The organism is Pseudomonas sp. QS1027, from assembly GCF_002814235.1.
GTDB lineage: Bacteria > Pseudomonadota > Gammaproteobacteria > Pseudomonadales > Pseudomonadaceae > Aquipseudomonas.
This window is the reverse complement of sequence record NZ_PHSU01000003.1, coordinates 160,940-181,776: the sequence shown is the minus strand read 5'-3', so window position 1 is coordinate 181,776 and position 20,837 is coordinate 160,940. Positions and strand designations below refer to the sequence as shown.

Here is a 20,837-nt window from a genome sequence, read left to right as displayed (position 1 = left end):
ATCAGGTTCCGCTGGTCACCCGCGTCCACAAGCGAGTGCTCAAACGCATCCCCGCAGGCGACATGGTCTTGATGGTGAACAGGGTATCGAGCACCGAGGGTGCCGGGTACGCCGCCGGGTTGTTGCGCAGCTCCGGTTCGATGTAAGGCAGCGATGCAAGATTGCCGTTGGGGTACTGCACGGCGTTGCTGATATTGGCGATCACCTTCGGGTCCAGCAGGTAGTTCATGTAGGTGTAGGCGTTATCCAGGTGCGGCGCGCCCTTGGGAATCACCACCATGTCCACGGCCACGGTCGAACCTTCCCTGGGAATGCTGTAGCCGAGGTTCACCCCACTCTTGGCCTGCTTGGCAGTGGCCATGGCCTGCAACACATCGCCGCTGAAACCGATGGCCACACAGATATTGCCGTTGGCCAGGTCGCTGACGTATTTGGATTGATGGAAATACAGGATCGACGGACGAATCGCCAGCAACGCCGCTTCGGCGCGCTTCAGGTCTGCCGGTTGTTCGCTGTGGGGATCAAGCCCCAGGGCATTGAGGGTGATCGGCACCATCTGCGTCGGGTTGTCGAGAAAGGCCACGCCGCACTGCTTGAGCTTCTCGATGTTCTCCGGCTTGAACAGCATCTGCCAGGATTGGGTGATATCGGTGTTGCCGAAGATCGCCTTGATCTTGTCGACGTTATAACCGATGCCCGTGGTCACCCACATGTAGGGAATCGCATAACGATTGCCCGGGTCGCTGGCCTCGAGGATCTTCATCAACTTCGGATCGAGGTTTTTCCAGTTCGGTAGTTTGCTCCGGTCCAGCGGCTGGATCGCCTCGGCATGGATCAACCGCGGCAGGAAGTGGTTGGACGGGCTGACCAGGTCATAGCCACTGCCACCAGTCATCAACTTGGCTTCGGTGGTTTCGTTGCTGTCGATAACGTCGTAAGTGGTCTGGATCCCGGTCTGGGCGGTGAAGTTGGTCAAGGTATCGGGAGCGATGTAGCCACTCCAGTTGGCGATGCTGACGGACTCTGCCGCCTGCACCGCAGCGGCCGACAACGCCAGGGTTAACAGTGCCGTGGTTGTGCGCTTGATCATGGTGCCGCCCTCTCTTGTTTTAGTATTGCAGCGAACCTCGCCGCGACGGTTAACGCTCATGTCGGGCGCGCCGGACTTCCCAGCCCATGCGTGCTGCCGCGCCGATATCGAACAGCGGCCGGGGCGGCAGGTAGCCGGGACGGGCCTGGGCCAGTACATCGCGCAGCACCGGGGAATCGCCGCCAGCGGCCATTTCCGCCAGCAACCGCCCCCACAACGTGCCGCGCGCAACCCCGGAGCCATTGCAACCGGACACCCCGTGCAGGCGCTCGGCGATACGGCTGAAATAAGGCTCGCCGGAACGGGTGGCACTCAGGTGTCCGGTCCAGGTGTGCTGCATGTCCTGCGCGGTGATGCCGGGAAAGCGTTTCTGCAACCCCACCAGGTGCTGGTACTGCCGAGCCGCCAGGTCGGCGCTACCGAGGTCGCGCTGGCGATATTCGACGGTGTTGCGAATCAACAGGCGGCGGCCCGGCAACAGGCGCACCGTGGCCCCGCCCGGCAAGGTCGAGAGCACGCCCCAACCTTGGTCGTCGAAACGCGTTTGCCAGTGCTCGCCGGTCAGGGGCCGGGTGATGCTGGCGCTCAGTTCCAGGGCGAAGGTGCGGCTGCGGTGCAGACCCACCCGAGGCAGAAAGGCCCCGACGCAGACCAGCACTTGGGCGGCCGTGACTTCACCTTCAGCGGTCTGCGCCCGCCAGCCCTTGCCGGCAATCGGTTGCAGATCGTCGACGCTGCTGTGTTCGTAAACCTCGACCTGGGCCGGCAGTCGGTCCAGCAGGCCTTTGACGTATTTGCCCGGCTGTAACAGACCATTGCCACCCGCGCAGTGGATCGCCCGCTGGTAGAAACCGCTGCCCAGGCGCCGCTGCAAGGCTTCGCCTTCCAGACACACAGCACTGGCACCCACAACGTTGAGGGTGTCGACGCGCTGTTCGCCGTGATCCAGGTGCTGGGGTTGATGAACCGCAAAATGGTAGCCGGCGTCACTGAATTCGCACTCGATATCGAGCTCGGCAATACGCTGGCGCACCTCCTTGCCGGCGGCGACGCCAATCCGCGAAGCGAGTTGATAGGCGTCATGGCCCGGCTGGCCGATCAGTTCATCGAACGACGGCAATTCATGGCTGACGACAAACCCCGAATTACGCGCCGAAGCCCCCTGGGCCGCACGCTGGCGGTCGAGCAGCACGATGCGCTGCTGGGGAAACATCTGCGCCAGGCTGTGGGCGGCCGAGAGACCGGTAATGCCTGCGCCGATAATCAGCCAGTCGGTTTTCTGCGAGCCTGTCAGCTTCGGCCGCTGGGGCGATTCACCCGCCAGGGCGATCCAGCCACATACATTGTTCAATGCCTGCCACTCCTTCACAATCCATGCGCTCAGGACATTGTTGTCATCACCCTGGCCGCGCTACATGCCTACAATCTAAGAAGATCCGCGCCAGGTTACGAACGTTATTAATTCATCCATCTATGCTGGAAACGCATGAATAAACAGCTTCGGGTTCCGTCCCTGCAGGCCCTGCAGACATTGGTCAATGTGGCTGAAAGCAACAGCTTCACCGACGCCGCGACGCGCCTGCACCTGACCCAGAGCGCAGTGAGCCGGCAGATTCAGCAGTTGGAAGAGCATTACGCCGTGCCCTTGTTCGAGCGCACCAGCCGTCGGGTGTCCCTCACCAAACAGGGCCGGGACGTGCTTGATGTGGCGCTGGAGGTGCTCAGGTCCCTGGGCGCCCTGCAAGAGCGCCTGACCCCGGCACCGCTGGACCGACCGTTCCGCATCCGCATCTTCGTGTCCCTGGCGGTGCGTTGGTTGCTGCCCAGGCTCAGTGCGTTTTATGCCGCCAATCCCGCGCTGAGCCTGTCTATCGAAACCGTGGGCTTTGAGGCCATGGACCTGGAAGACGCGGAACGGGGCGGGGATTGCGACGCCTACGTGGTGTATTTGCCCAAGGGCCTGGATGAACCGGCACTGACACCGCTGTTCGATGAATACCTGATTCCGGTGTGTGCACCACGGCTGGAAGGCAACCTGGCACCACCCGCGTCACTCGATGAGTTGGCCGGATATGCGCTGATTCACGGTTCACCCCATGGCCAGGAATGGAGCACCTGGTTGCAAGCCCAGCCCGATCAGCCAGCGCACACCTACAAGAACATCCTGTTCAACCTCGACGATCTGGCGCTGAACGCTGCGGCCCATGGGCTGGGCGTGGCCATGACCGACCTGATCCTGGCCCAGGACGCCATCGACTATGGCAGCCTGATCGTGCCCTTCGGCGAACCACTGAAAACCGGTGGCGTCTACGCCCTCAAGCTGCGCGACAACCGCGCTGCGCACCCGGCCTGCAAGGCAGTCTTGAGTTGGTTCGAAGCACAGGTCGAGCAGCGGGATTGTCCGAAATGAACGTCCGCTGTCCGAAGGCAAGCACATGCCGCAGATCGGAAAACCGCCCCTCGGCCAACCTTTACAAGGCCTGCCCTGCGTGGCTCCATAACGTACTTTTTGGCGCATGAGCATGGATATCGAGCTGGCTAAAACCTTCCTGGAGATCGTCAGATGCGGCAGTCTGATTGCCGCCGCGCAGCGATTGCATGTCACCCAGACGGCAATTACCGCCCGCGTGCAAAAGCTGGAAAGCAGCCTCAACAGCAAGTTGTTTGTGCGCAACAAAGCGGGGGCCAAACTGACGGCGGACGGGGAAGCCTTCGTTGTCTATGCCAACCAGTTGGTGCAAACCTGGGAGGCCGCGGTCAGGGATCTCCCCCTGCCCGAAGGTTTCCATAAAATATTGCATATCGGTGGCGAAGTCAGTTTGTGCAATCCACTCATTCTGGATTGGGTGCGTGAAATCCAGAAATCCATACCGACACACGCCATCAAAACGGAGATCAGGGACGGCTCAATGTTATTAAGGCAATTGGAGCTGGGCCTTTTGGATGCGGCCCTGGTTTATCAACCGGCCTACTGGCCCGACTTGCAAGTCGAGCCGATTCTCGAAGAGAAATTGATACTGGTGCGCCTGATCGCCAAACCCGAGCCTTATGTCTACATCGACTGGGGCGACGGATTTCGACAATCCCATGATGCGGCCTTGCCGGAGAAGGCCAAGGCGGCGCTTTCCTTCAACCTGGGGCCCGTAGCGCTGCAATATATCCTCGACAATGGCGGGTCCGGCTACTTCAGGACCCGTGTCGTGCAGTCCTATATTGAAAGCGGCATTCTTGAACGCGTCAGCTCCGCTCCTGAATTCAGCTACCCGACCTTCCTGGTCTATTCCCGTAGCCGATCATCAGCCGAACTGCAGCTCGCGATAAAGCTATTGAAAGACATTGTCACTCGGGATAGTGACTGGTCTCAACGCTGGGACCCGCTGATCTGACCGGGTTTCCTGGCAGCACATCCTTCGACTGGATATTACCCATACGTCGTCTTAACGCGTGCTTTTCAGTGGATCGAATGATTCTTTCCAGATCCTCTCTTGTCACGTCAACAAATCCTTCAACATCCGCCAAGGCGGCATCAAGGTCATCACTATTAAAACTGCCCCACTCGAACAGAGGAATATCCGGGGTGTGATTGATCTGTGCCGCTGGATTGACATGGGCTTTGGGATAACGCACGCCGGTCAGATTATTGAAGACCAGTGCACATCCCAGGAGAGTCCCGGCATTGAGCATCACGGGATAAAAAACGGATAGGCCCAAGGGTGCCAAATCGGTTTGGGAGAGGACAACACAGAGCGCCATGGCACCACCGGGAGGGTGCAGGCAGCGAAGAATACACATTCCACCAATGGCCAATCCCACCGCGACACTGGCACTTAAAAAAGAATGGCCGAGTAACGGCACCACTATCAGCGCAGCCACCGTAGCAACAAAATAGCTGCCGACTATAGACCAGGGTTGAGCCAGCGCACCGGTGGAAACGGCGAACAATAAAACAGCTGATGCACCTACTGGCCCAATAAGATGAAGCGTCAGCTCCAGTCCATAGAAGTATTGACACACCATGGCCGTCACAAGAACACCTGCACACGCTCCCACTGATGCGCGCAACCATTCCCTGGGTTTGGTATTCAATGGCGCCGGGTAGAAACCCGATAAAACAGACTTGATCATTTTTCACACTGAATAAAAAAGGCTCATTAATATTAATGAGCCTGTGTGCCGGGGGAGGCACGAAAAAAAAGAGCATTCATTGGTGTCAGGCCGATATTTTGGCAACACTGAATGTGGCTGACAAACGCAAAATATTGCTATTTGAATTCATTTTTTTTGATATTAAAATCCGCCCCTCACCTGCCCCATCGCTTTTCGTGCGTACAGGCCCAGCTCCAGCGCTCGGCTACGAACAGGCGATTACGATCTAAAGAGGAAGTTTTTTCTGAGGAGGGAGACTAGTGGGTCGAATGAGCCTTGACCCAATCACTCACCTTTTGCACTACTACGCTTTCGATTCCGTTGTAACCATGATGCGCCATGGCCTCACAAGGGTTGCCGGAATCATTCCCGCCCTCCACCGTGATCAGTTCCTTGACAGGGACAGAGGACAGGAGGCCAAGAAGCGTGGGAACCAATGCATAGGGGGTGACATGGCACCCATCGTTACGGTGATGCACAACAAGCACAGGAACGTTGATACGAGACAGATCAAACTCAGTGACACGGCCAACCCCGTCGAGAATACTTGAGGTCAGAACCACTCCATTAAATAAACTGTCGACCGCAAATTTCACGCTCACCGACGCCGCGGAGGTAGTTCCGCGGCTGGTACCGACCAGCCATACCGGGATATTGGATTTTTTCTTCAGAAATTCGGCAACATAACGAATATCTTGAGCATATCTGTAACTGTCTCGCTCAGCCCCATCAGAGGGCATATCAACGACTGCGACTTGAAAGCCTTGAGCCGCCCACTGATCACGAGTACGCACTAGAAAATTATTCTTGCTCGCGCGGATATCTCCATGATCGCTGATCCTGAGTTGACCATCCCCTCCAGAAAACAAGATCAAACTGGCTACCGGGTGGTCAGGCGTAATCAGAACAAAGCGTTCCGTTACTCCTGGCCGTATAGGCAGGGTGTTTGTGGTCGTCGTCGCTGCAAACACCGGAACAGAAACACAGCTAATCAGCAGTATTCTGACAATCAAAGATAGACACGACAAAACAGCGAGACGGCCGAGCTTTTCGAAAAATCCCATGAACGGCCTCTGACCTGTCCAGATCCATTGACGGAAATGATGGTAAAGTGAGCACCCTTGAGAGTAGACACAAAACTGAACAAAGAAAGGCGAACCCAAAACCGGTGATGGGCTCGTTCGCAGCAACCTCGCAACGGGGCTTTCGGAGACAGCAACCCCGTCAGAAGGGCAGTATAGACGTTGCGTATCGAGCAAGGTCCCGACTATCAGGCTTACTTCCCTGTATTCCCTCCACTACCACCCCCTCCAGCCTGCAACTTCAAGGCCGCAATCAACGCGCCATTCATAGTGGCCAGCGATCCGTACAGAGTCGACAATTCACCATTCAGGGCGTTGAGCTGGGCGGCCTTCGCCTCTGGACTCATGTTGTGGTTCGCCTGAAGCTGCTGCAGCTCGGCCTGCTTCTGGGCGATCATCTTCTGCAACTGCTCGATCTGCTTGCGCAGTTGCTTGATATTATCCGGTTCCGAGGAGGCCGCCTGGGCGGCGTTGGACGCATCAATCCCGGCACCGGACAGGCTGACTTTGACCCCAGTCGAGCTTTCATCTTTGGTCTTGCCGTCTTTACCGGTATCGGCGGACTTCGCAGACGCATCAACCCCGACACCGGGCGAGCGGATCGTCACCCCTGCCGAGCTTTTAACTTCGGTCTTGCCGTCTTGACTGGTATTGGCGGACTTCGCTGCGCCGAGCGCAGACGATACGGGGACGACAGTGGGCGTATTGATGGTAACGCTGCTTATGGAAACCATGACAGAAGCTCATTCAGGTTCAGGTCTCCTAGACATCGACCTGAAACCATCAAACTTTAGCGATTTTGTACAAGCCAAGATACAAATACCTACAATCGCCTCTGTCAGTGCGTCACCACGCCCCGCTTGACCCCATACATCGCCTCATCCGCATGCTTGAACAGTTGCTGTGCTTCTTCGCCATTTTCCGGATATAGCGCAATCCCGATACTCGCCACGATGATCAGGCCGCTATCGTCCCATCGCACAGGTTCGCCCAGCAGACTGCGGACCTTGTCGGCCACTCGTTTGGCATGCTCCGGCTGCTGCAAATACTCCAGCAGGATGACAAACTCGTCACCACCGATACGCGCCACCGTGTCGGTTTCACGGACACATTGCTGCAGGCGTCGAGCCACTTCCTGCAGAAGCAGGTCGCCGACCGCATGCCCAAAGCTGTCGTTGACCTGCTTGAATTTGTCCAGATCGACATAAAGCAATGCCAGTAACCCACCTTCGCGCCGAGCCCGCGCCAACGCGGCCTTCAGGCGCTCCTGGAGGAAAGCCCGGTTGGGCAGGTGAGTCAGTTGGTCGTAGCGTGCCATGTACTCCAGGCGCGCGTGCAACTGCTTGCGCTCGATAGCCGCCGCGACCTGGGCCGAGACGAATTGCAGCAGTTCCAGGTCGTGTTCGGTGTAGCGCTCACCGCCACTGCTTTTTACCAGCAACGCACCAATGGTGCCGTTCTGTGAATTCAGCGGCACACCCAGGCAGGAGGGCGCACCTTCGATGTTCAACAACAGGGGCTGGCCGCTGCGCACGACCTCGGCACAGTTGCGGTCGACCGTGTTCGGTTGGCGGCGGTCGTCAATATGGTAGGGGAAACTCAGTTGGTCGCGCGGCTGATCGTAAAGCGCCACGCAGAAATTCTCAGCCGGTAGCCATTCGCCAATGATCTGGTGCACCCGCTGGAACAGCGCCAGCAGATCCTCGGTGGCGTGGGCGGCTTCGGATACCGCGTAGAGCGCTGCCTGCCGCGACTCCGCCAGTTTGCGCTCGGTGATATCCCGGGCCACGGCGATACGCAACTGGTCGACCTCGGACCAGCGCGCCGACCACATGATGTGCACCACCTGGCCGTCCTTGCGCACATAGCGGTTTTCAAAATACGGTTTGGGTTGACCGCCCATGATTTCGCTGGCGGCCATCAACGTGCGCTCGCGGTCTGCCGGCAGCACCAGGTCGATCATCGGCATACCGATCAGTTCGTCCTGGGTGTAACCGAAAATCCGCTCACAGGCGGCGCTGACAAAAACGAACCGCCCGTCGATATCCACCGCGCACACGGCGTCCATCAACAGGTCGATAAAGCTGGCCAACGGTGTGGCTGTCTTGGATTCCATCAGAAAGAGATCGCCCCAAAAAGTAAGCGTCAGCATCTATCCATGGAAATACCGGCTTCCTGCCCTCCCCTTGCAGCAGATTCAAGCCTTGTTCGGCATCAACCCCGGCAACGCATGAACCAGCGCATTGATAGCGAAGCCGATAAACATGACGCCACATAAGCGAGTGATTATCAACTCGTGCCGCTGGTAAAACGCCCTGACCCGCCGGGCACCGACAACACCAATGAGAATAGCGTATGCGGCGACACCGCCAAGGAAACTGAGAAAAATCAGCCACGGCAACATCGACCACTGCAACAGCTCGGCACGGCTGGAGAGCAAGGCAGTGAAGGTTGCAACTGCCACCGGGTAGGCCTTGGGGTTGGTCAGGCCGAACAGGATGCCGTGCACGAAGGGTTGTCGCGCCGCGCCCTGGGGCGCCTCGGCACTGGATCGCCGGGTGCGGATCGCCCGCAGGCCCAGCCAGAACAGGTAGAGACCGCTGAGCACGCCGAGGATATCGAACGCGCTGCTGCCGATTTCCCGGGCCCCAACGATGGCCACCAGTGCCGTGCTGCACCAGATCACATCACCCAACAGGTGCCCGCAGAGGAACCCCGCCCCTGCCACACGCCCGCGTGCCGCACCGATGCCGAAGACCGCCAGCACGCCGGGGCCTGGGGTAATGCCGTAGATGAAACCGGAGGCGAGCACAGCTATGAGCAACGAAGCAGTCATCGGCAATTCCTGGGCGCAGGGCGTGTTGGACCGGAGTCTATCAACCCCGCCGATTCAGTGCATTGACTACCAATCGGTCCAACCAACCCCATAGCCGCTGCTTGACCCGCTGCCACAACGGCCGTGCCTTCCAGTCCTGCAAGCTGACCGGCTGGCTGAGGGCGAAATCATTGAGAAAACTGGCCTCCACTGCCCGGGTCAACGAAGGATCGAGAGCTTCGAGATTGGCTTCCAGATTGAAACGCAGGTTCCAGTGATCGAAATTGCACGAACCAATACTGACCCAGTCATCGATCAGCACCATTTTCAGATGCAGGAAGCACGGCTGGTACTCGAAAATCTGCACCCCGGCCCTGAGCAGGCGCGGATAATAACGATGGCCGGCGTAGCGCACCGACGGATGGTCGGTACGCGGCCCGGTCAACAGCAGCCGTACATCGACGCCCCGGTTGGCGGCTCGACGCAGGGAGCGGCGGACTTTCCAGGTCGGCAGGAAATACGGAGTCGCCAACCAGACGCGCTGCTGGCCGCTGTTCAACGCCCGCACCAGGGAGCGCAGGATGTCCCGGTGCTGCCGGGCATCGGCGTAGGCCACCCGGCCCAGGCCCTGCCCGGCCGGAGGAACCCGCGGCAGGCGAGGCAGACCGAAGGACGCCACGGGTTTCCAGGCCGCACGCTGGGCGTTGGCCAGCCACTGGCGGTCGAACAGCAGTTGCCAGTCGAGCACCAGGGGACCGCTGATCCGCACCATGACTTCGTGCCATTCGAAGCGTTCTTCGCCCGGGGTCCAGAACTCATCGGTGACGCCGGTACCGCCGACCACCGCCAGGGACTGGTCCACCAGCAGCAGCTTGCGGTGATCACGGTAGAGGTTGCGCACCCAACGGCGCCAGCTCAGGCGATTGTAGAAGCGCAACTCGACCCCGGCCTCGATCAGGCGTCGACGCAGGCCCAGGGTAAACGCGAGGCTGCCGTAATCATCGAACAGGCAACGCACCCGCACACCTCGCTCCGCCGCCTCGGCCAGCACCCGGACCATGGCCTCGGCACAGGCACCGGCCTCCACCAGGTAAAGCTCCAGCTCCACCCGCCGCTCGGCCCGGGCAATCGCCTCAAACATCCGTGGGAAAAAATTCGGGCCGTCGATCAACAGCTCGAAAGCGTTGTCGGCCCGCCAAGGGAAGATCGCCCCGGCCATGTCAGCGCGCCGCGAAAATCAGTACCGCGCCCACCGGTACCGACAAACTGATGGCCGACAGGCCGGCGGCCTTGCGTAATGTCGCCAGCCCCGGCAACAGGTCGAAGTCCTCGGCATGCAGCACCAAGGGTTCCAGGGTCACCACCTGGAAGCGTCGGTCATCAAGGCGGGTTGCCAGCAGTTCGGCGTTGTAGCTGTGCTCCTTGCCGCGCAGTTTCACCACCAGCGGCAGGCGCAACTCCAGTTGCGCGCCAGGGGCCAGGTCGCTGATCGGCTGGACATTGATCTGCGCGACGATCTGCGCCTCGGGCCAGGTCTTGATCTCGAACAGGTCGCGACGCAAGCGCTCGTCACGCAGGGGAATGCCGGTACTGACCGACTCCAGTTCCACTTCCAGGGTCGCCACGCCCTGGCCGTCGATCTTGCCGTGCAGGGTCAGGAAACGGTGGACTTCGGAAATATCGGCGTTGTGGGTGGTGACAAACGACAGGCGCGAGGACTCATTGTCCAGGTACCAGTTGGCCTGGGCCGGCAGGGCAAGCACCCCGAGCAGGGCCAGAAATAGGCGGGACCGGTGCATGCAAGCTCCTGATTGAACGTAGGCACCACCTTACCCGCCCCGGATAGAGGTGGCAAACCACGGATCAGGGCTCGAGCCGGCAGCCCTCGCGCGGGCCAACCCAGACAGCACTGCTGCTGCGCCCCAGCCCCTGGGCGGTAACCCGGTGTTGCTGGGGATCATCGTGGAAATCACTGACCGGAACCGACTGTTTGACGTACCCCAGGCAATAGTCCGCGGAATTGTTCATCACATAACGGCAGGAGCAGTATTCCTTCGCGGTATAGGCGCTGATGATCCTCGGAAAAGCCTCCAAGGCCTGCCGCTCATGCCAGGTCCAGGCGCCCAGGGCCACCAGCAACACCAACAGCAGGCTGAGCAGCGGGCGGCGGCGCACAAATCCCCGGGGACTCACGGCGTCACCGTCGGGGCAAAAGCCGCCAGTGCTCGTTTGAGAAACTCGTTGTGCCGGTAGCTGCCATCGCGGTCATCGCCGTAGCGCACGATGACCAGGTCTGCGCTGGGAATCACATACAACACCTGGCCCCAGTGCCCGAGGGCGGCGAAGGTGTCCGGCGGCGCATCCGGCCAAGGCTTGGCGGCGCCCTTGATCGGGCGATTGAGCCACCACTGGCCGCCGCCCACGGCCTCATCCTGTCCCGGTTTGTAGCCGGCGAAAGGCCGCAGATTGAAATTCACCCAGGCCCTGGGCAGCAATCGCCGCTCTCCCCAACGCCCCTCACGCTCCATCAACAGGCCGATCCGCGCCAGATCCCGGGCCGTCATATAAACATAGGACGAGGCGACGAAGGTGCCGCTGGCATCGCGCTCCCAGATTGCACTGCGAATGCCCAGGGGGTCGAACAGCGCGGTCCAGGGATAGTTCGGATAACGCTTGGCACCGACAATCCGGCGCAAGGCGGCGGACAGCACGTTGCTGTCGCCGCTGGAATAACGGAAAGCCTGCCCCGGCCGGGCGTACTCACCATGGGCGGCGGTGTAGCCGGCCATATCGGTGTGTCCCAGGGTGTAGAGCATCGCCACCACCGATGACTTCAGCGGCGCGTATTCGTAGTCCTCCTGCCAGTCGATACCGGAGGACCAGTTCATCAGGTGTTCCAGGGTCACATTGGGATGGGCGCGCATGGGTCGGTAGAAGCGCGCCGCCGAATCGTGCAGTTGGAACAGGCCTTGGCCATAAGCTACGCCAAGCACGGTGGCCATCACGCTTTTGCTGACGGACCAGGTGAGGTGCGGGGTATTGACGGTGGTGGGGCCGGCATAACGCTCGTAGACGATCTGGCCGTGGCGGATCACCAACAACGCATCGCTGCGAATGCCTTTTCGCGTGTCGTCATCGCGAGCAGGAAACGCATAGGACTCCAGGGCTTCAACCGCCGGCCCGGACACTTGCGGCCCCTGGGACCAGTCTTCAGCCGGCCAGATCTCGGCATGCGCGGTGACGCTGAGCGCCAACAACAAGGCAGGGAAAAAGGTCGAACCCTTGGGCATGGAGCCAGCTCGCAGAAATAGCCTCGCATCAGCTTAAGCCCGTTTGATGACAATCCTGGTGCACGGCGCTTGCGAGGCTGAACAAAGGCCGCCGGGAACGCTCCCGAGACCCTGTCATATAAGCATCACCAAAGCTTCATGGCGATGACACCGGGGCTAAATAGCCTGACTTTGCACAACAAAGTCGACTGGCCGCACCCCTGGCCGGCAACCGGAGACTCGTAATGACCCAGATCGCCCGCATCAGCGACACCGGCAGTGAACGCCGTCTGCAAGCCGAACGCCTGCTGGGCGCTGCGGCATTGCAAGAAGCCCAGGCCTTGCGCTTCAACGTCTTCAGCGGCGAATTCAATGCCAAGCTCAAAGGCGCTGAACTGGGCCTGGACATGGATGATTATGATGTGCACTGCAGCCATATCGGCGTGCGCGACCTGAACAGCGGCCGCCTGGTGGCCACCACCCGACTGCTCGACCACAAGGCCGCCAACACCCTGGGGCGTTACTACAGCGAAGAAGAATTCAGCCTCCACGGCCTGGGTCATCTGCAAGGGCCGATCCTGGAAATCGGTCGTACCTGCGTCGACCCGGCTTACCGCAACGGCGGCACCATCGCCGTGCTCTGGAGCGAACTGGCCGAAATCCTCAACGAAGGCGGCTACAGCTACCTGATGGGTTGCGCCAGCATCTCGATGCAGGACGGCGGAATCCAGGCCCAGGCGATCATGCAGCGCCTGCGCGAACGCTACCTGTGCACCGAACACCTGCGCGCCGAACCGAAAAAGCCACTGCCGTCACTGGATATTCCCGGCAACGTCATCGCCGAAATGCCCCCGCTGCTCAAGGCCTACATGCGCCTGGGCGCGAAGATCTGCGGCGAGCCGTGCTGGGACGAAGACTTCCAGGTAGCCGACGTGTTTATCCTGCTCAAGCGCGACGAGTTGTGCCCACGCTATGCGCGGCACTTCAAGGCGGCAGTCTGATGAGCCGCCTGCGGGTGTACGGCCGTATAGCCCGGGTGCTGCTGGTGGTGGTGCTCGGCCTGAGCATGGCCAGCGCGTTCGGGGTTTTCGAACGTCTGGGTGTCGCCAACTCCATGGTCCGGCGGCAACGCTGGTCACGTTTTTTCATGGCGCGCCTGAGCAATGCCCTGCCCTTTCGCGTAACCGTGCGCGGCGAACTGCCCAGCCAACCGATGCTGTGGGTCAGCAACCACGTGTCCTGGACCGATATCGCCCTGCTCGGCGGCTTGGCCCCGATGTCCTTCCTGTCCAAGGCTGAAGTACGGACCTGGCCGGTGGCCGGCTGGTTGGCCGCGAAAGCCGGCAGCCTGTTCATCCGCCGCGGCTCGGGCGACAGCCAACTGATCCGCAAGCAGATGACCCGTCACCTGGAGCAACACTACCCGCTGCTGATGTTTCCGGAAGGCACCACCACCGACGGCCGCTCGCTGCGCACCTTCCACGGTCGCCTGCTGTCGGCGGCTATTGATGCGGAGGTGGCCTTGCAACCGGTGGCCATTCGTTATCTGCGCGACGGCAAACCCGACCTGCTGGCTCCGTTCATTGGCGACGACGATCTGCTCTCCCATCTGATGCGCCTGTTTTCCAACGATCAGGGCGATGTGGAGATCCAGATACTCGAACCGATCGCCTGCAACGGCCAGGAACGTGCCGCGCTGGCCTTCCAGGCGCAGCAAGCGGTGCAGATCGCGTTGTTCGGTGAAGTGGCGCAAGTGAAGCGTTCGGTACCACGCCAGGCCGAAGCAGCCTGATAAACACATTCACCCGCGTCCGGCTGAAACACTGAAAACGCCGCATACCCTGTAGGAGCCGGCTTGCTGGCGATAGCTATCTGATAGTCGATATCGTAGTCGCCTGGAAAATCGCGATCGCCAGCAAGCCGGCTCCTACAAGGGATCGTGTTCATTCAGGGGGTGGGCACGGGAAAACGCCTGCAATTCAGGATAGAACAGCCGAAAGTCTTCGCTCAACGGCTCATACAACCCCTCCAGCTCGCGCATCGCATGCACCAGCTCCTCGGGCCGCGACAAGCGCCGCGAAATCCCTCGCAGCACCTGCCCCAGCACCTCGAAATCGCGGTAGGAACCCAGCCAGTCGTTCGCCGCCATATAAGGCGCAATCTCGGCCAGACGCCCCGGCAGGTTCCGCTCGCTTTCCAGCACGCGATAGACCCGGGCGGTAAAGCTGTCCAACTCGCCTTCGGCATAGAGCGACCAATCCCGCGCCAGGCAATGATCGAAGAACACATCCAGGACAATTCCGGCATAACGCCGTCGCGTCAGGGAAAACCGCGACAAGGCCTGCCCCACCAAAGGGTGCCGATCGGTAAACACATCGATGTGGCGATGCAGCTGAATCGCCGCTTCGATCGACGGGGTGAACTGCCCTTGCACGCGACCTTTGACGAAATCGCCATAGAGGCTGCCGAGCAGTTGTTCCGGGCGCTGGCCGCCCAGATGCAGGTGTGCGAGATAATTCATGGACGACAGCTTAGCACCTCATCGGCCTATATCGTTATAACCCGATATAGCGAACAACACTGAGATCAGATCAAAATCATATTGGTGTATCGCGAAATATCGATATATATTTCGCCCCATCGCGATATAACGTTTTACCCACCCCGAGCAACGACCATGCCCCTTGACCTCGACGAAATAATAAAAGCGCTGGCACACCCAGTACGCCGAGACATTCTCAGCTGGCTGAAAGACCCGAAAAACCAGTTCCCTGAACAACACCACAACCATGAGTACGGCATCTGCGCCGGACAGATCGACCAGCGCTGCGGCCTGTCGCAGTCCACCGTGTCCGCGCACCTGGCCACCCTGCAGCGCGCCGGGTTGATCAGCAGCCAGAAAGCCGGTCAATGGCACTTTTTCAAACGCAACGAGGAAACCATCCAGGAATTCCTCCGCATCATGAGCCAAGAGCTCTAAATCAAGGACAGCACAAGATGCCCCTCTCGTTACTCATCCTGGCCCTGAGCGCTTTCGCCATCGGCACCACCGAGTTCGTCATCATGGGCCTGTTGCCCAATGTGGCGGCGGACCTTGGCGTGTCGATCCCCGGTGCCGGCTGGCTGGTGACCGGCTACGCCCTGGGCGTGGCGATCGGTGCACCGTTCATGGCCATGGCCACCGCACGGCTGCCGCGCAAGGCGGCCCTGGTCGCGCTGATGGGGATCTTTATCGTCGGCAACCTGCTCTGTGCCATCGCCAGTGACTACAACGTGCTGATGTTCGCCCGGATCATCACCGCCCTGTGCCACGGTGCCTTCTTCGGTATCGGTTCGGTGGTCGCGGCCAACCTGGTGACCCCGGACAAACGCGCCTCGGCAGTGGCCCTGATGTTCACCGGCCTGACCCTGGCCAACGTGCTCGGCGTCCCCCTGGGCACCGCGCTGGGCCAAGAGGCCGGCTGGCGCTCGACCTTCTGGGCGGTGACGGTGATCGGCGTGATCGCGCTGATCGGCCTGATCCGCTACCTGCCGGCCAAGCGCGACGAGGAAAAACTCGACATGCGCGCCGAACTGGCCGCACTCAAGGGCGCCGGGCTCTGGCTGTCCCTGAGCATGACCGCACTGTTCTCCGCTGCCGTGTTCGCCCTGTTCACCTATATCGCGCCGCTGCTCGGCGAAGTCACCGGCGTCTCGCCACGGGGCGTGACCTGGACCCTGGTGCTGATGGGCCTGGGCCTGACGCTCGGCAACATCATCGGCGGCAAGCTGGCGGACAGGAACCTCGCCGCGACCCTGATCGGCGTGTTCATCGCCATGGCCGTACTGGCCACCGTGCTGACCTGGAGCAGCGTGGTGCTGATCCCCGCCGAAATCACCCTGTTCCTCTGGGCCACGGCCTGCTTCGCCGCGGTGCCGGCCCTGCAGATCAACGTGGTGACCTATGGCCAGGCCGCCCCCAACCTGGTCTCGACCCTGAACATCGGCGCCTTCAACGTCGGCAACGCCCTCGGGGCCTGGATCGGCGGCAGCGTCATCGCCCACGGCTTCGGTCTCACCAGCGTGCCCCTGGCCGCCGCGGCATTGGCAGTCCTGGCCCTGCTGGTCACCCTGATTACCTTTCGCCAGAGCAACAACGACGAACTGGCACCTGCTACCCACTGAATTCTGCGACTAACTGATAACGAGGGTTGTACACATGGCAACTATTTTCGATTCGATCAAACTGGGCGACCTTGAACTGCCCAACCGCATCATCATGGCCCCGCTGACCCGTTGCCGCGCCGATGAAGGTCGCGTCCCCAATGCACTGATGGCCGAGTACTACGTGCAACGCGCCTCCGCCGGCCTGATCCTCAGCGAAGCCACCTCCGTGACCCCGATGGGCGTCGGCTACCCCGACACCCCGGGTATCTGGTCCAACGACCAGGTGCGCGGCTGGGCCAACGTGACCAAGGCCATCCACGGCGCCGGCGGCCGGATCTTCCTGCAACTGTGGCATGTGGGCCGGGTTTCCCATCCCTCGTACCTGAATGGCGAACTGCCGGTCGCACCGAGTGCCATCCAGCCCAAGGGCCATGTCAGCCTGGTACGCCCACTGTCGGACTACCCGACCCCGCGCGCCCTGGAAACCGCTGAAATCGCCGATATCGTCGACGCCTACCGGGTCGGTGCGGAAAACGCCAAGGCCGCCGGTTTTGACGGCGTGGAAATCCACGGCGCCAACGGCTACCTGCTCGACCAGTTCCTGCAAAGCAGCACCAACCAGCGCACCGACAATTACGGCGGCTCCGTGGAAAACCGTGCACGCCTGCTGCTCGAAGTGACCGACGCCGTGATCGAAGTCTGGGGCGCAGGCCGCGTCGGCATGCACCTGGCGCCACGCGCCGACTCCCATGACATGGGCGATGAGAACCTCTCGGAAACCTTCACCTACGTCGCTCGCGAACTGGGCAAGCGCGGTATCGCGTTTATCTGCTCCCGTGAGAAAGAAGCCAGCGACAGCCTAGGCCCACAACTGAAGGCGGCGTTCGGCGGCCCTTACATCGCCAACGAACGTTTCACCAAGGACAGCGCCAACGCCTGGCTGGCCAGCGGCAAGGCCGATGCGGTGGCCTTCGGCGTGCCGTTCATCGCCAACCCGGACCTGCCAGCCCGCCTGAAGGCCGACGCACCGTTGAACCCGGCAAACCCGGAAACCTTCTACGGCAAAGGCCCGGTCGGCTATATCGACTACCCGACGCTGTAAGCGCTACTCCACAGCTTCAGAAAGCAGAAAGCCCCGGCGCGCAAGCGTCGGGGCTTTTTTGTTGGCGCTGGCAGGGCACACCGACAACGTGCCCACCTCATTGAAGTGGCTCACTTCAATATCGGAATAAGCCTACGTACGACGCTGCCCTTTACTCCGGGTATTTTCGGTAACAACCCCCATACTTAACCAGCACCCCGCCGGAATCGGCCAGGCGCGCAGTGTCATGGGATGACGCTGCCTCAAAAGACTTCATTAAAAGGAATTAATAAGATGACTCCCCTCTTGCAGTCCATCAGCCTCGCCCTGTTCTGCGCCGTACTCTCGGGCCTGATTTCATTGGCGGCCTTCGCCACCGGTGGCTCTGGCGTGGACACATTCGGACCTGACGCTTCAGAACCCGCCCCGTTAAAACCGGGCCTTTCCAAAATAGTCACGTCCATCGAGATCAGCAACGACTCCCCCGACCCCCTTGAACTCCTCGGGACCGGCCTCGACCTGGGCGGCGCTGCGCCGTCTAGTTTCAACATCGCCAGTGGCGAGCGCCGGGAACTGGTACTGGACGGCCCGAGGGCCTGGTTCATCTATGGCGCCGGGCCGCGCAAGTGCCGATTCGTCGCCCAACATACCCTGCAGGAACGCTTCGCCCACACCCAACGCCCCAACTACCTGCCCATCTGGATCAGGAAAGCCGAGTCCATCGGTGAACGCCAGGCGTCCTGCAAGGCGCGCCTGAGCAAAACCCTCAAGGCGCCGCCCTACAGCTATAACGTCAAGTTCAGCATGAGTTGAGTCATATCGAGTACAGAACAATCGCGGTGGTCAACATCGGGTCGAGACGGAGCCTTCAAGGAGAAACACCGGGTTTTGCTGCCGCCTGCCCCTCCCCCAGACCACCGCCAGCCCGCTGCGGCCAATCAGCGCAATGCCCTTGAGTGCCAGCTCGGCACCCCATGCAACACATCGGGCACATTCATTCACAGTCTCGCAACACTTTCGCTACAAAATACGTAGCTTACTAACTACCAAGATAACGCGGGCAGGTAGATAATGGTCCGCTGCGGTCCATCGACATGACGCGTCAACTTTGCTCATGTCCAGTTCTGATACAACTAGAATCAAATACGCATTTTGACTTAATTGCGCAGACCAGGGCTCAAGCGCAGCATGTCCAACCCGGTGTCGACCAGACGCTCCGCTTCCGTCTGCAGTTCAAAGCTGTCGGAGACCAGCAGCCATTGAGCAATAATCCCATGGATGTAAGCGTGTATGGCAATGGCGGCACGGGCAGGGTCGAGTTGCTCCGGCAATTGTCCGCGGGCAACGGCGTTACGCAGGGTCAGGCCGATCTTCAGATTGCAGTCCACACTGGCGGCCTGGCGCTGACGGCGCAGGTCACACATTTCATCGGTGAACTCGCACTTATGAAACAGAATTTCGTTGATTCGCCGGGTCTGGGGGTCCAGCGCAACCTGACGAAGCACATGAATCAGCAACGTGCGCATGCAGCCCAGCGGATCGACTTCCTCTTCGCTCTCGCTCGCCCGGGCCAACGCATCCAGCGGTTCGTGGAGGCTGTCGAGCATCGCCTGCACCAACTCGGCCTTGTTGCTGAAATGCCAATAGATGGCACCCCGGGTCACGCCCGCCAGGGTCGCGATATCCGCCAGGGTCGTGCGCGCCACACCACGCTCATAGAAAGCCTTTTCGGCAGCTTCGAGTATCTGTCTCCGGGTCTCCTGGGCTTCCTCTTTGGTGCGACGGACCATGGCAGTAAAACCTCAATCAGGGTGCCGCGGACGAACGCCGGGCTTAATCGGAACTTAATGGCGGGAGGCGATCGTCGTGCCTTTTCCCGGGCTAAATTACATGCTTTGTAACTATTTCTGCGCAAAGCGCAAGTATTTACAAACAACCATGAATGTAAGTATATTCATTAGCAACCTATTTATCCACCCAGTCCCCCTTTCTTACCCTTCCACCTTTCTTGTGCGCATCGTGCGCGCCTGACCCGAGGATCTTCATGCAACTCAAGCCAGCTGTTACCGCTCTGGTCACCGCCGTCGCCCTGGCATCGCTGCTCAGCGGATGTAAAGAGGAAAAGGCCGCTGCGCCCGCTCCTCCCGCGCCTCAGGTCGGCGTCGTTACCCTGCAAACCCAGGCCTTTACCCTGACCTCCGACCTGCCCGGTCGCACCACGGCCTACCGCATCGCGGAAGTTCGCCCACAGGTCAATGGCATCATTCTCAAGCGTCTGTTCAAGGAAGGCGGCGATGTCAAAGCCGGCCAGCAGCTGTACCAGATCGACCCATCGGTCTATGAAGCGACCCTGAAAAGCGCCGAAGCGAACCTGCAATCGACCAAGTCGATTTCCGATCGCTACAAGCAACTGGTGAATGAGCAAGCCGTCAGCCGTCAGGAGTACGACACCGCCGTCGCCAACCGCCTGCAATCGGAAGCGGCTCTGCAAAGCGCCCAGATCAATGTGCGTTACACCAAGGTCTACGCACCGCTGTCCGGTCGAATCGGCCGTTCTTCGGTGACCGAAGGCGCGCTGGTCAGCAGCGGCCAGACCGATGCCATGGCCACGATTTCGCAACTCGACCCGATCTATGTCGACGTCACGCAGTCCACCGCCGAGCTGCTGCAACTGCGGCGTGAGCTGGAAAGCGGTCGCCTGCAGAAAGCCGGCGACAATGCCGCCTCGGTCAAGCTGACCCTGGAAGACGGCAGCCAGTACAAGCAGGACGGCAAGCTCGAGTTCTCGGAAGTCACCGTGGATGAAACCACCGGCTCCGTGACCCTGCGTGCGGTATTCCCAAACCCTGATCACACCCTGCTGCCCGGCATGTTCGTGCATGCCCAGTTGCAGGCCGGTGTGAACAGTGCCGCGATTCTCGCCCCGCAACAAGGCGTGACCCGTGACCTCAAGGGCCTGCCCACCGCGCTGGTCGTCGGCCCGGACAACAAGGTCGAACTGCGTCAGCTCAAGGCCAGCCGCACTGTCGGTAGCCAGTGGCTGATCGAAGACGGCCTGAAAGCCGGCGATCGGGTGATCACCGAAGGTCTCCAGTTCGTGCGTCCTGGCGTTGAAGTCAAGGCCACCGAAGCCACCAACGTGAAGGCAGCCAACCCGGCACCTGCCCCGGCCACAGATAAAGCCGCAGGCAGCAAAGGGGAGTAAACC

22 protein-coding genes are annotated in these 20,837 nt (G+C 60.5%); 9 read left to right on the top strand and 13 right to left on the bottom strand.

Annotation, left to right across the window (positions count from 1 at the left end; translation table 11 throughout):
• Position 1: 1 nt before the first annotated feature.
• Both CWE01_RS01445 and CWE01_RS01440 read right to left on the bottom strand, forming a co-directional pair.
• Complete coding sequence (locus tag CWE01_RS01445; protein ID WP_100938739.1) at positions 2-1,090, bottom strand: polyamine ABC transporter substrate-binding protein; 1,089 nt, start codon at positions 1,088-1,090, stop codon at positions 2-4.
• Between the two features lie 49 nt (positions 1,091-1,139).
• Complete coding sequence (locus CWE01_RS01440; protein WP_100938738.1) at positions 1,140-2,441, bottom strand: FAD-binding oxidoreductase; 1,302 nt, start codon at positions 2,439-2,441, stop codon at positions 1,140-1,142.
• A gap of 135 nt (positions 2,442-2,576) precedes the next feature.
• Between CWE01_RS01440 and CWE01_RS01435 the strand changes: the two genes are divergently transcribed.
• Both CWE01_RS01435 and CWE01_RS01430 read left to right on the top strand, forming a co-directional pair.
• Complete coding sequence (locus CWE01_RS01435) at positions 2,577-3,500, top strand: LysR substrate-binding domain-containing protein (RefSeq protein ID WP_100938737.1); 924 nt, start codon at positions 2,577-2,579, stop codon at positions 3,498-3,500.
• Between the two features lie 112 nt (positions 3,501-3,612).
• Positions 3,613-4,476 (top strand): LysR family transcriptional regulator, encoded by an 864-nt coding sequence (locus tag CWE01_RS01430; protein WP_100938736.1) that lies wholly within the window; start codon positions 3,613-3,615, stop codon positions 4,474-4,476.
• Here the strand turns inward: CWE01_RS01430 and CWE01_RS01425 are convergent.
• The 9 genes from CWE01_RS01425 to CWE01_RS01385 form a co-directional block, all read right to left on the bottom strand.
• Complete coding sequence (locus CWE01_RS01425) at positions 4,430-5,215, bottom strand: HPP family protein (RefSeq protein WP_100938735.1); 786 nt, start codon at positions 5,213-5,215, stop codon at positions 4,430-4,432. The two genes, CWE01_RS01430 and CWE01_RS01425, sit on opposite strands and share 47 nt — an antisense overlap.
• 278 nt (positions 5,216-5,493) lie before the next feature.
• Positions 5,494-6,300 carry an alpha/beta hydrolase gene (locus tag CWE01_RS01420; RefSeq protein ID WP_218274268.1) on the bottom strand — a complete coding sequence of 269 codons (807 nt, stop codon included), beginning with the start codon at positions 6,298-6,300 and terminating at the stop codon, positions 5,494-5,496.
• 212 nt (positions 6,301-6,512) lie between these two features.
• A complete protein-coding gene (locus CWE01_RS01415) occupies positions 6,513-7,052 on the bottom strand; it encodes a hypothetical protein (protein WP_100938734.1) in 540 nt (179 codons plus the stop codon).
• 104 nt (positions 7,053-7,156) lie between these two features.
• Complete coding sequence (locus CWE01_RS01410; RefSeq protein WP_100939201.1) at positions 7,157-8,434, bottom strand: GGDEF domain-containing protein; 1,278 nt, start codon at positions 8,432-8,434, stop codon at positions 7,157-7,159.
• An 81-nt stretch (positions 8,435-8,515) separates the two neighbouring features.
• Positions 8,516-9,154 (bottom strand): LysE family translocator, encoded by a 639-nt coding sequence (locus CWE01_RS01405; RefSeq protein ID WP_100938733.1) that lies wholly within the window; start codon positions 9,152-9,154, stop codon positions 8,516-8,518.
• 40 nt (positions 9,155-9,194) lie between these two features.
• Positions 9,195-10,352, bottom strand: coding sequence for a phosphatidylserine/phosphatidylglycerophosphate/cardiolipin synthase family protein (locus CWE01_RS01400; RefSeq protein WP_100938732.1), 1,158 nt, complete (start codon positions 10,350-10,352; stop codon positions 9,195-9,197).
• Between the two features lies 1 nt (position 10,353).
• Entirely contained in the window at positions 10,354-10,932 is a 579-nt protein-coding gene (locus CWE01_RS01395; RefSeq protein WP_100938731.1) for a YceI family protein, read from the bottom strand.
• Positions 10,933-10,996: 64 nt separating this feature from the next.
• Positions 10,997-11,326: an amidase gene (locus CWE01_RS01390; RefSeq protein ID WP_100938730.1), complete on the bottom strand. Its 330-nt coding sequence runs from the start codon at positions 11,324-11,326 to the stop codon at positions 10,997-10,999.
• A complete protein-coding gene (locus tag CWE01_RS01385; protein WP_100938729.1) occupies positions 11,323-12,423 on the bottom strand; it encodes a serine hydrolase in 1,101 nt (366 codons plus the stop codon). The genes CWE01_RS01390 and CWE01_RS01385 overlap by 4 nt, the downstream gene beginning before the upstream one ends.
• Positions 12,424-12,647: 224 nt before the next feature.
• Between CWE01_RS01385 and olsB the strand changes: the two genes are divergently transcribed.
• Together olsB and CWE01_RS01375 are read left to right on the top strand one after the other, a co-directional pair.
• Positions 12,648-13,403, top strand: coding sequence for an L-ornithine N(alpha)-acyltransferase (gene olsB, locus CWE01_RS01380; RefSeq protein ID WP_100938728.1), 756 nt, complete (start codon positions 12,648-12,650; stop codon positions 13,401-13,403).
• Positions 13,403-14,194, top strand: a complete 792-nt coding sequence (locus CWE01_RS01375) for a lysophospholipid acyltransferase family protein (protein ID WP_100938727.1) — start codon at positions 13,403-13,405, stop codon at positions 14,192-14,194. The genes olsB and CWE01_RS01375 overlap by 1 nt, the downstream gene beginning before the upstream one ends.
• A gap of 135 nt (positions 14,195-14,329) precedes the next feature.
• On the opposite strand, the gene CWE01_RS01370 is transcribed toward CWE01_RS01375, so the two are convergent.
• A complete protein-coding gene (locus tag CWE01_RS01370; RefSeq protein WP_100938726.1) occupies positions 14,330-14,923 on the bottom strand; it encodes an ACP phosphodiesterase in 594 nt (197 codons plus the stop codon).
• Positions 14,924-15,079: 156 nt separating this feature from the next.
• Here CWE01_RS01370 and CWE01_RS01365 point away from each other — a divergent pair, with 156 nt between their 5' ends.
• The 4 genes from CWE01_RS01365 (at position 15,080) to CWE01_RS01350 (ending at position 18,442) form a co-directional block, all read left to right on the top strand.
• Positions 15,080-15,382, top strand: a complete 303-nt coding sequence (locus CWE01_RS01365) for a helix-turn-helix transcriptional regulator (protein ID WP_100938725.1) — start codon at positions 15,080-15,082, stop codon at positions 15,380-15,382.
• Positions 15,383-15,399: 17 nt separating this feature from the next.
• Positions 15,400-16,566: an MFS transporter gene (locus CWE01_RS01360; RefSeq protein WP_100938724.1), complete on the top strand. Its 1,167-nt coding sequence runs from the start codon at positions 15,400-15,402 to the stop codon at positions 16,564-16,566.
• A gap of 34 nt (positions 16,567-16,600) precedes the next feature.
• Positions 16,601-17,650, top strand: coding sequence for an alkene reductase (locus CWE01_RS01355; protein WP_100938723.1), 1,050 nt, complete (start codon positions 16,601-16,603; stop codon positions 17,648-17,650).
• Between the two features lie 273 nt (positions 17,651-17,923).
• Positions 17,924-18,442: a hypothetical protein gene (locus tag CWE01_RS01350; protein WP_100938722.1), complete on the top strand. Its 519-nt coding sequence runs from the start codon at positions 17,924-17,926 to the stop codon at positions 18,440-18,442.
• A gap of 344 nt (positions 18,443-18,786) precedes the next feature.
• On the opposite strand, the gene CWE01_RS01345 is transcribed toward CWE01_RS01350, so the two are convergent.
• Complete coding sequence (locus CWE01_RS01345) at positions 18,787-19,419, bottom strand: TetR family transcriptional regulator (protein ID WP_100938721.1); 633 nt, start codon at positions 19,417-19,419, stop codon at positions 18,787-18,789.
• A 254-nt stretch (positions 19,420-19,673) separates the two neighbouring features.
• Between CWE01_RS01345 and emhA the strand changes: the two genes are divergently transcribed.
• Positions 19,674-20,834 carry an efflux RND transporter periplasmic adaptor subunit EmhA gene (gene emhA / locus CWE01_RS01340; RefSeq protein WP_100938720.1) on the top strand — a complete coding sequence of 387 codons (1,161 nt, stop codon included), beginning with the start codon at positions 19,674-19,676 and terminating at the stop codon, positions 20,832-20,834.
• Positions 20,835-20,837 lie beyond the last annotated feature (3 nt).

What these genes read in the sequence shown, in the direction of transcription:
- olsB (WP_100938728.1), top strand. Translation starts at nt 12,648, where the DNA reads ATGACCCAGATCGCCCGCATCAGCGACACCGGCAGTGAACGCCGTCTG.
- CWE01_RS01395 (WP_100938731.1), bottom strand. Translation starts at nt 10,932, where the DNA reads ATGCACCGGTCCCGCCTATTTCTGGCCCTGCTCGGGGTGCTTGCCCTG.
- CWE01_RS01415 (WP_100938734.1), bottom strand. Translation starts at nt 7,052, where the DNA reads ATGGTTTCCATAAGCAGCGTTACCATCAATACGCCCACTGTCGTCCCC.
- emhA (WP_100938720.1), top strand. Translation starts at nt 19,674, where the DNA reads ATGCAACTCAAGCCAGCTGTTACCGCTCTGGTCACCGCCGTCGCCCTG.
- CWE01_RS01410 (WP_100939201.1), bottom strand. Translation starts at nt 8,434, where the DNA reads ATGGAATCCAAGACAGCCACACCGTTGGCCAGCTTTATCGACCTGTTG.
- CWE01_RS01430 (WP_100938736.1), top strand. Translation starts at nt 3,613, where the DNA reads ATGGATATCGAGCTGGCTAAAACCTTCCTGGAGATCGTCAGATGCGGC.
- CWE01_RS01350 (WP_100938722.1), top strand. Translation starts at nt 17,924, where the DNA reads ATGACTCCCCTCTTGCAGTCCATCAGCCTCGCCCTGTTCTGCGCCGTA.
- CWE01_RS01405 (WP_100938733.1), bottom strand. Translation starts at nt 9,154, where the DNA reads ATGACTGCTTCGTTGCTCATAGCTGTGCTCGCCTCCGGTTTCATCTAC.
- CWE01_RS01345 (WP_100938721.1), bottom strand. Translation starts at nt 19,419, where the DNA reads ATGGTCCGTCGCACCAAAGAGGAAGCCCAGGAGACCCGGAGACAGATA.
- CWE01_RS01360 (WP_100938724.1), top strand. Translation starts at nt 15,400, where the DNA reads ATGCCCCTCTCGTTACTCATCCTGGCCCTGAGCGCTTTCGCCATCGGC.
- CWE01_RS01435 (WP_100938737.1), top strand. Translation starts at nt 2,577, where the DNA reads ATGAATAAACAGCTTCGGGTTCCGTCCCTGCAGGCCCTGCAGACATTG.
- CWE01_RS01400 (WP_100938732.1), bottom strand. Translation starts at nt 10,352, where the DNA reads ATGGCCGGGGCGATCTTCCCTTGGCGGGCCGACAACGCTTTCGAGCTG.
- CWE01_RS01425 (WP_100938735.1), bottom strand. Translation starts at nt 5,215, where the DNA reads ATGATCAAGTCTGTTTTATCGGGTTTCTACCCGGCGCCATTGAATACC.
- CWE01_RS01370 (WP_100938726.1), bottom strand. Translation starts at nt 14,923, where the DNA reads ATGAATTATCTCGCACACCTGCATCTGGGCGGCCAGCGCCCGGAACAA.
- CWE01_RS01355 (WP_100938723.1), top strand. Translation starts at nt 16,601, where the DNA reads ATGGCAACTATTTTCGATTCGATCAAACTGGGCGACCTTGAACTGCCC.
- CWE01_RS01375 (WP_100938727.1), top strand. Translation starts at nt 13,403, where the DNA reads ATGAGCCGCCTGCGGGTGTACGGCCGTATAGCCCGGGTGCTGCTGGTG.
- CWE01_RS01420 (WP_218274268.1), bottom strand. Translation starts at nt 6,300, where the DNA reads ATGGGATTTTTCGAAAAGCTCGGCCGTCTCGCTGTTTTGTCGTGTCTA.
- CWE01_RS01385 (WP_100938729.1), bottom strand. Translation starts at nt 12,423, where the DNA reads ATGCCCAAGGGTTCGACCTTTTTCCCTGCCTTGTTGTTGGCGCTCAGC.
- CWE01_RS01365 (WP_100938725.1), top strand. Translation starts at nt 15,080, where the DNA reads ATGCCCCTTGACCTCGACGAAATAATAAAAGCGCTGGCACACCCAGTA.
- CWE01_RS01445 (WP_100938739.1), bottom strand. Translation starts at nt 1,090, where the DNA reads ATGATCAAGCGCACAACCACGGCACTGTTAACCCTGGCGTTGTCGGCC.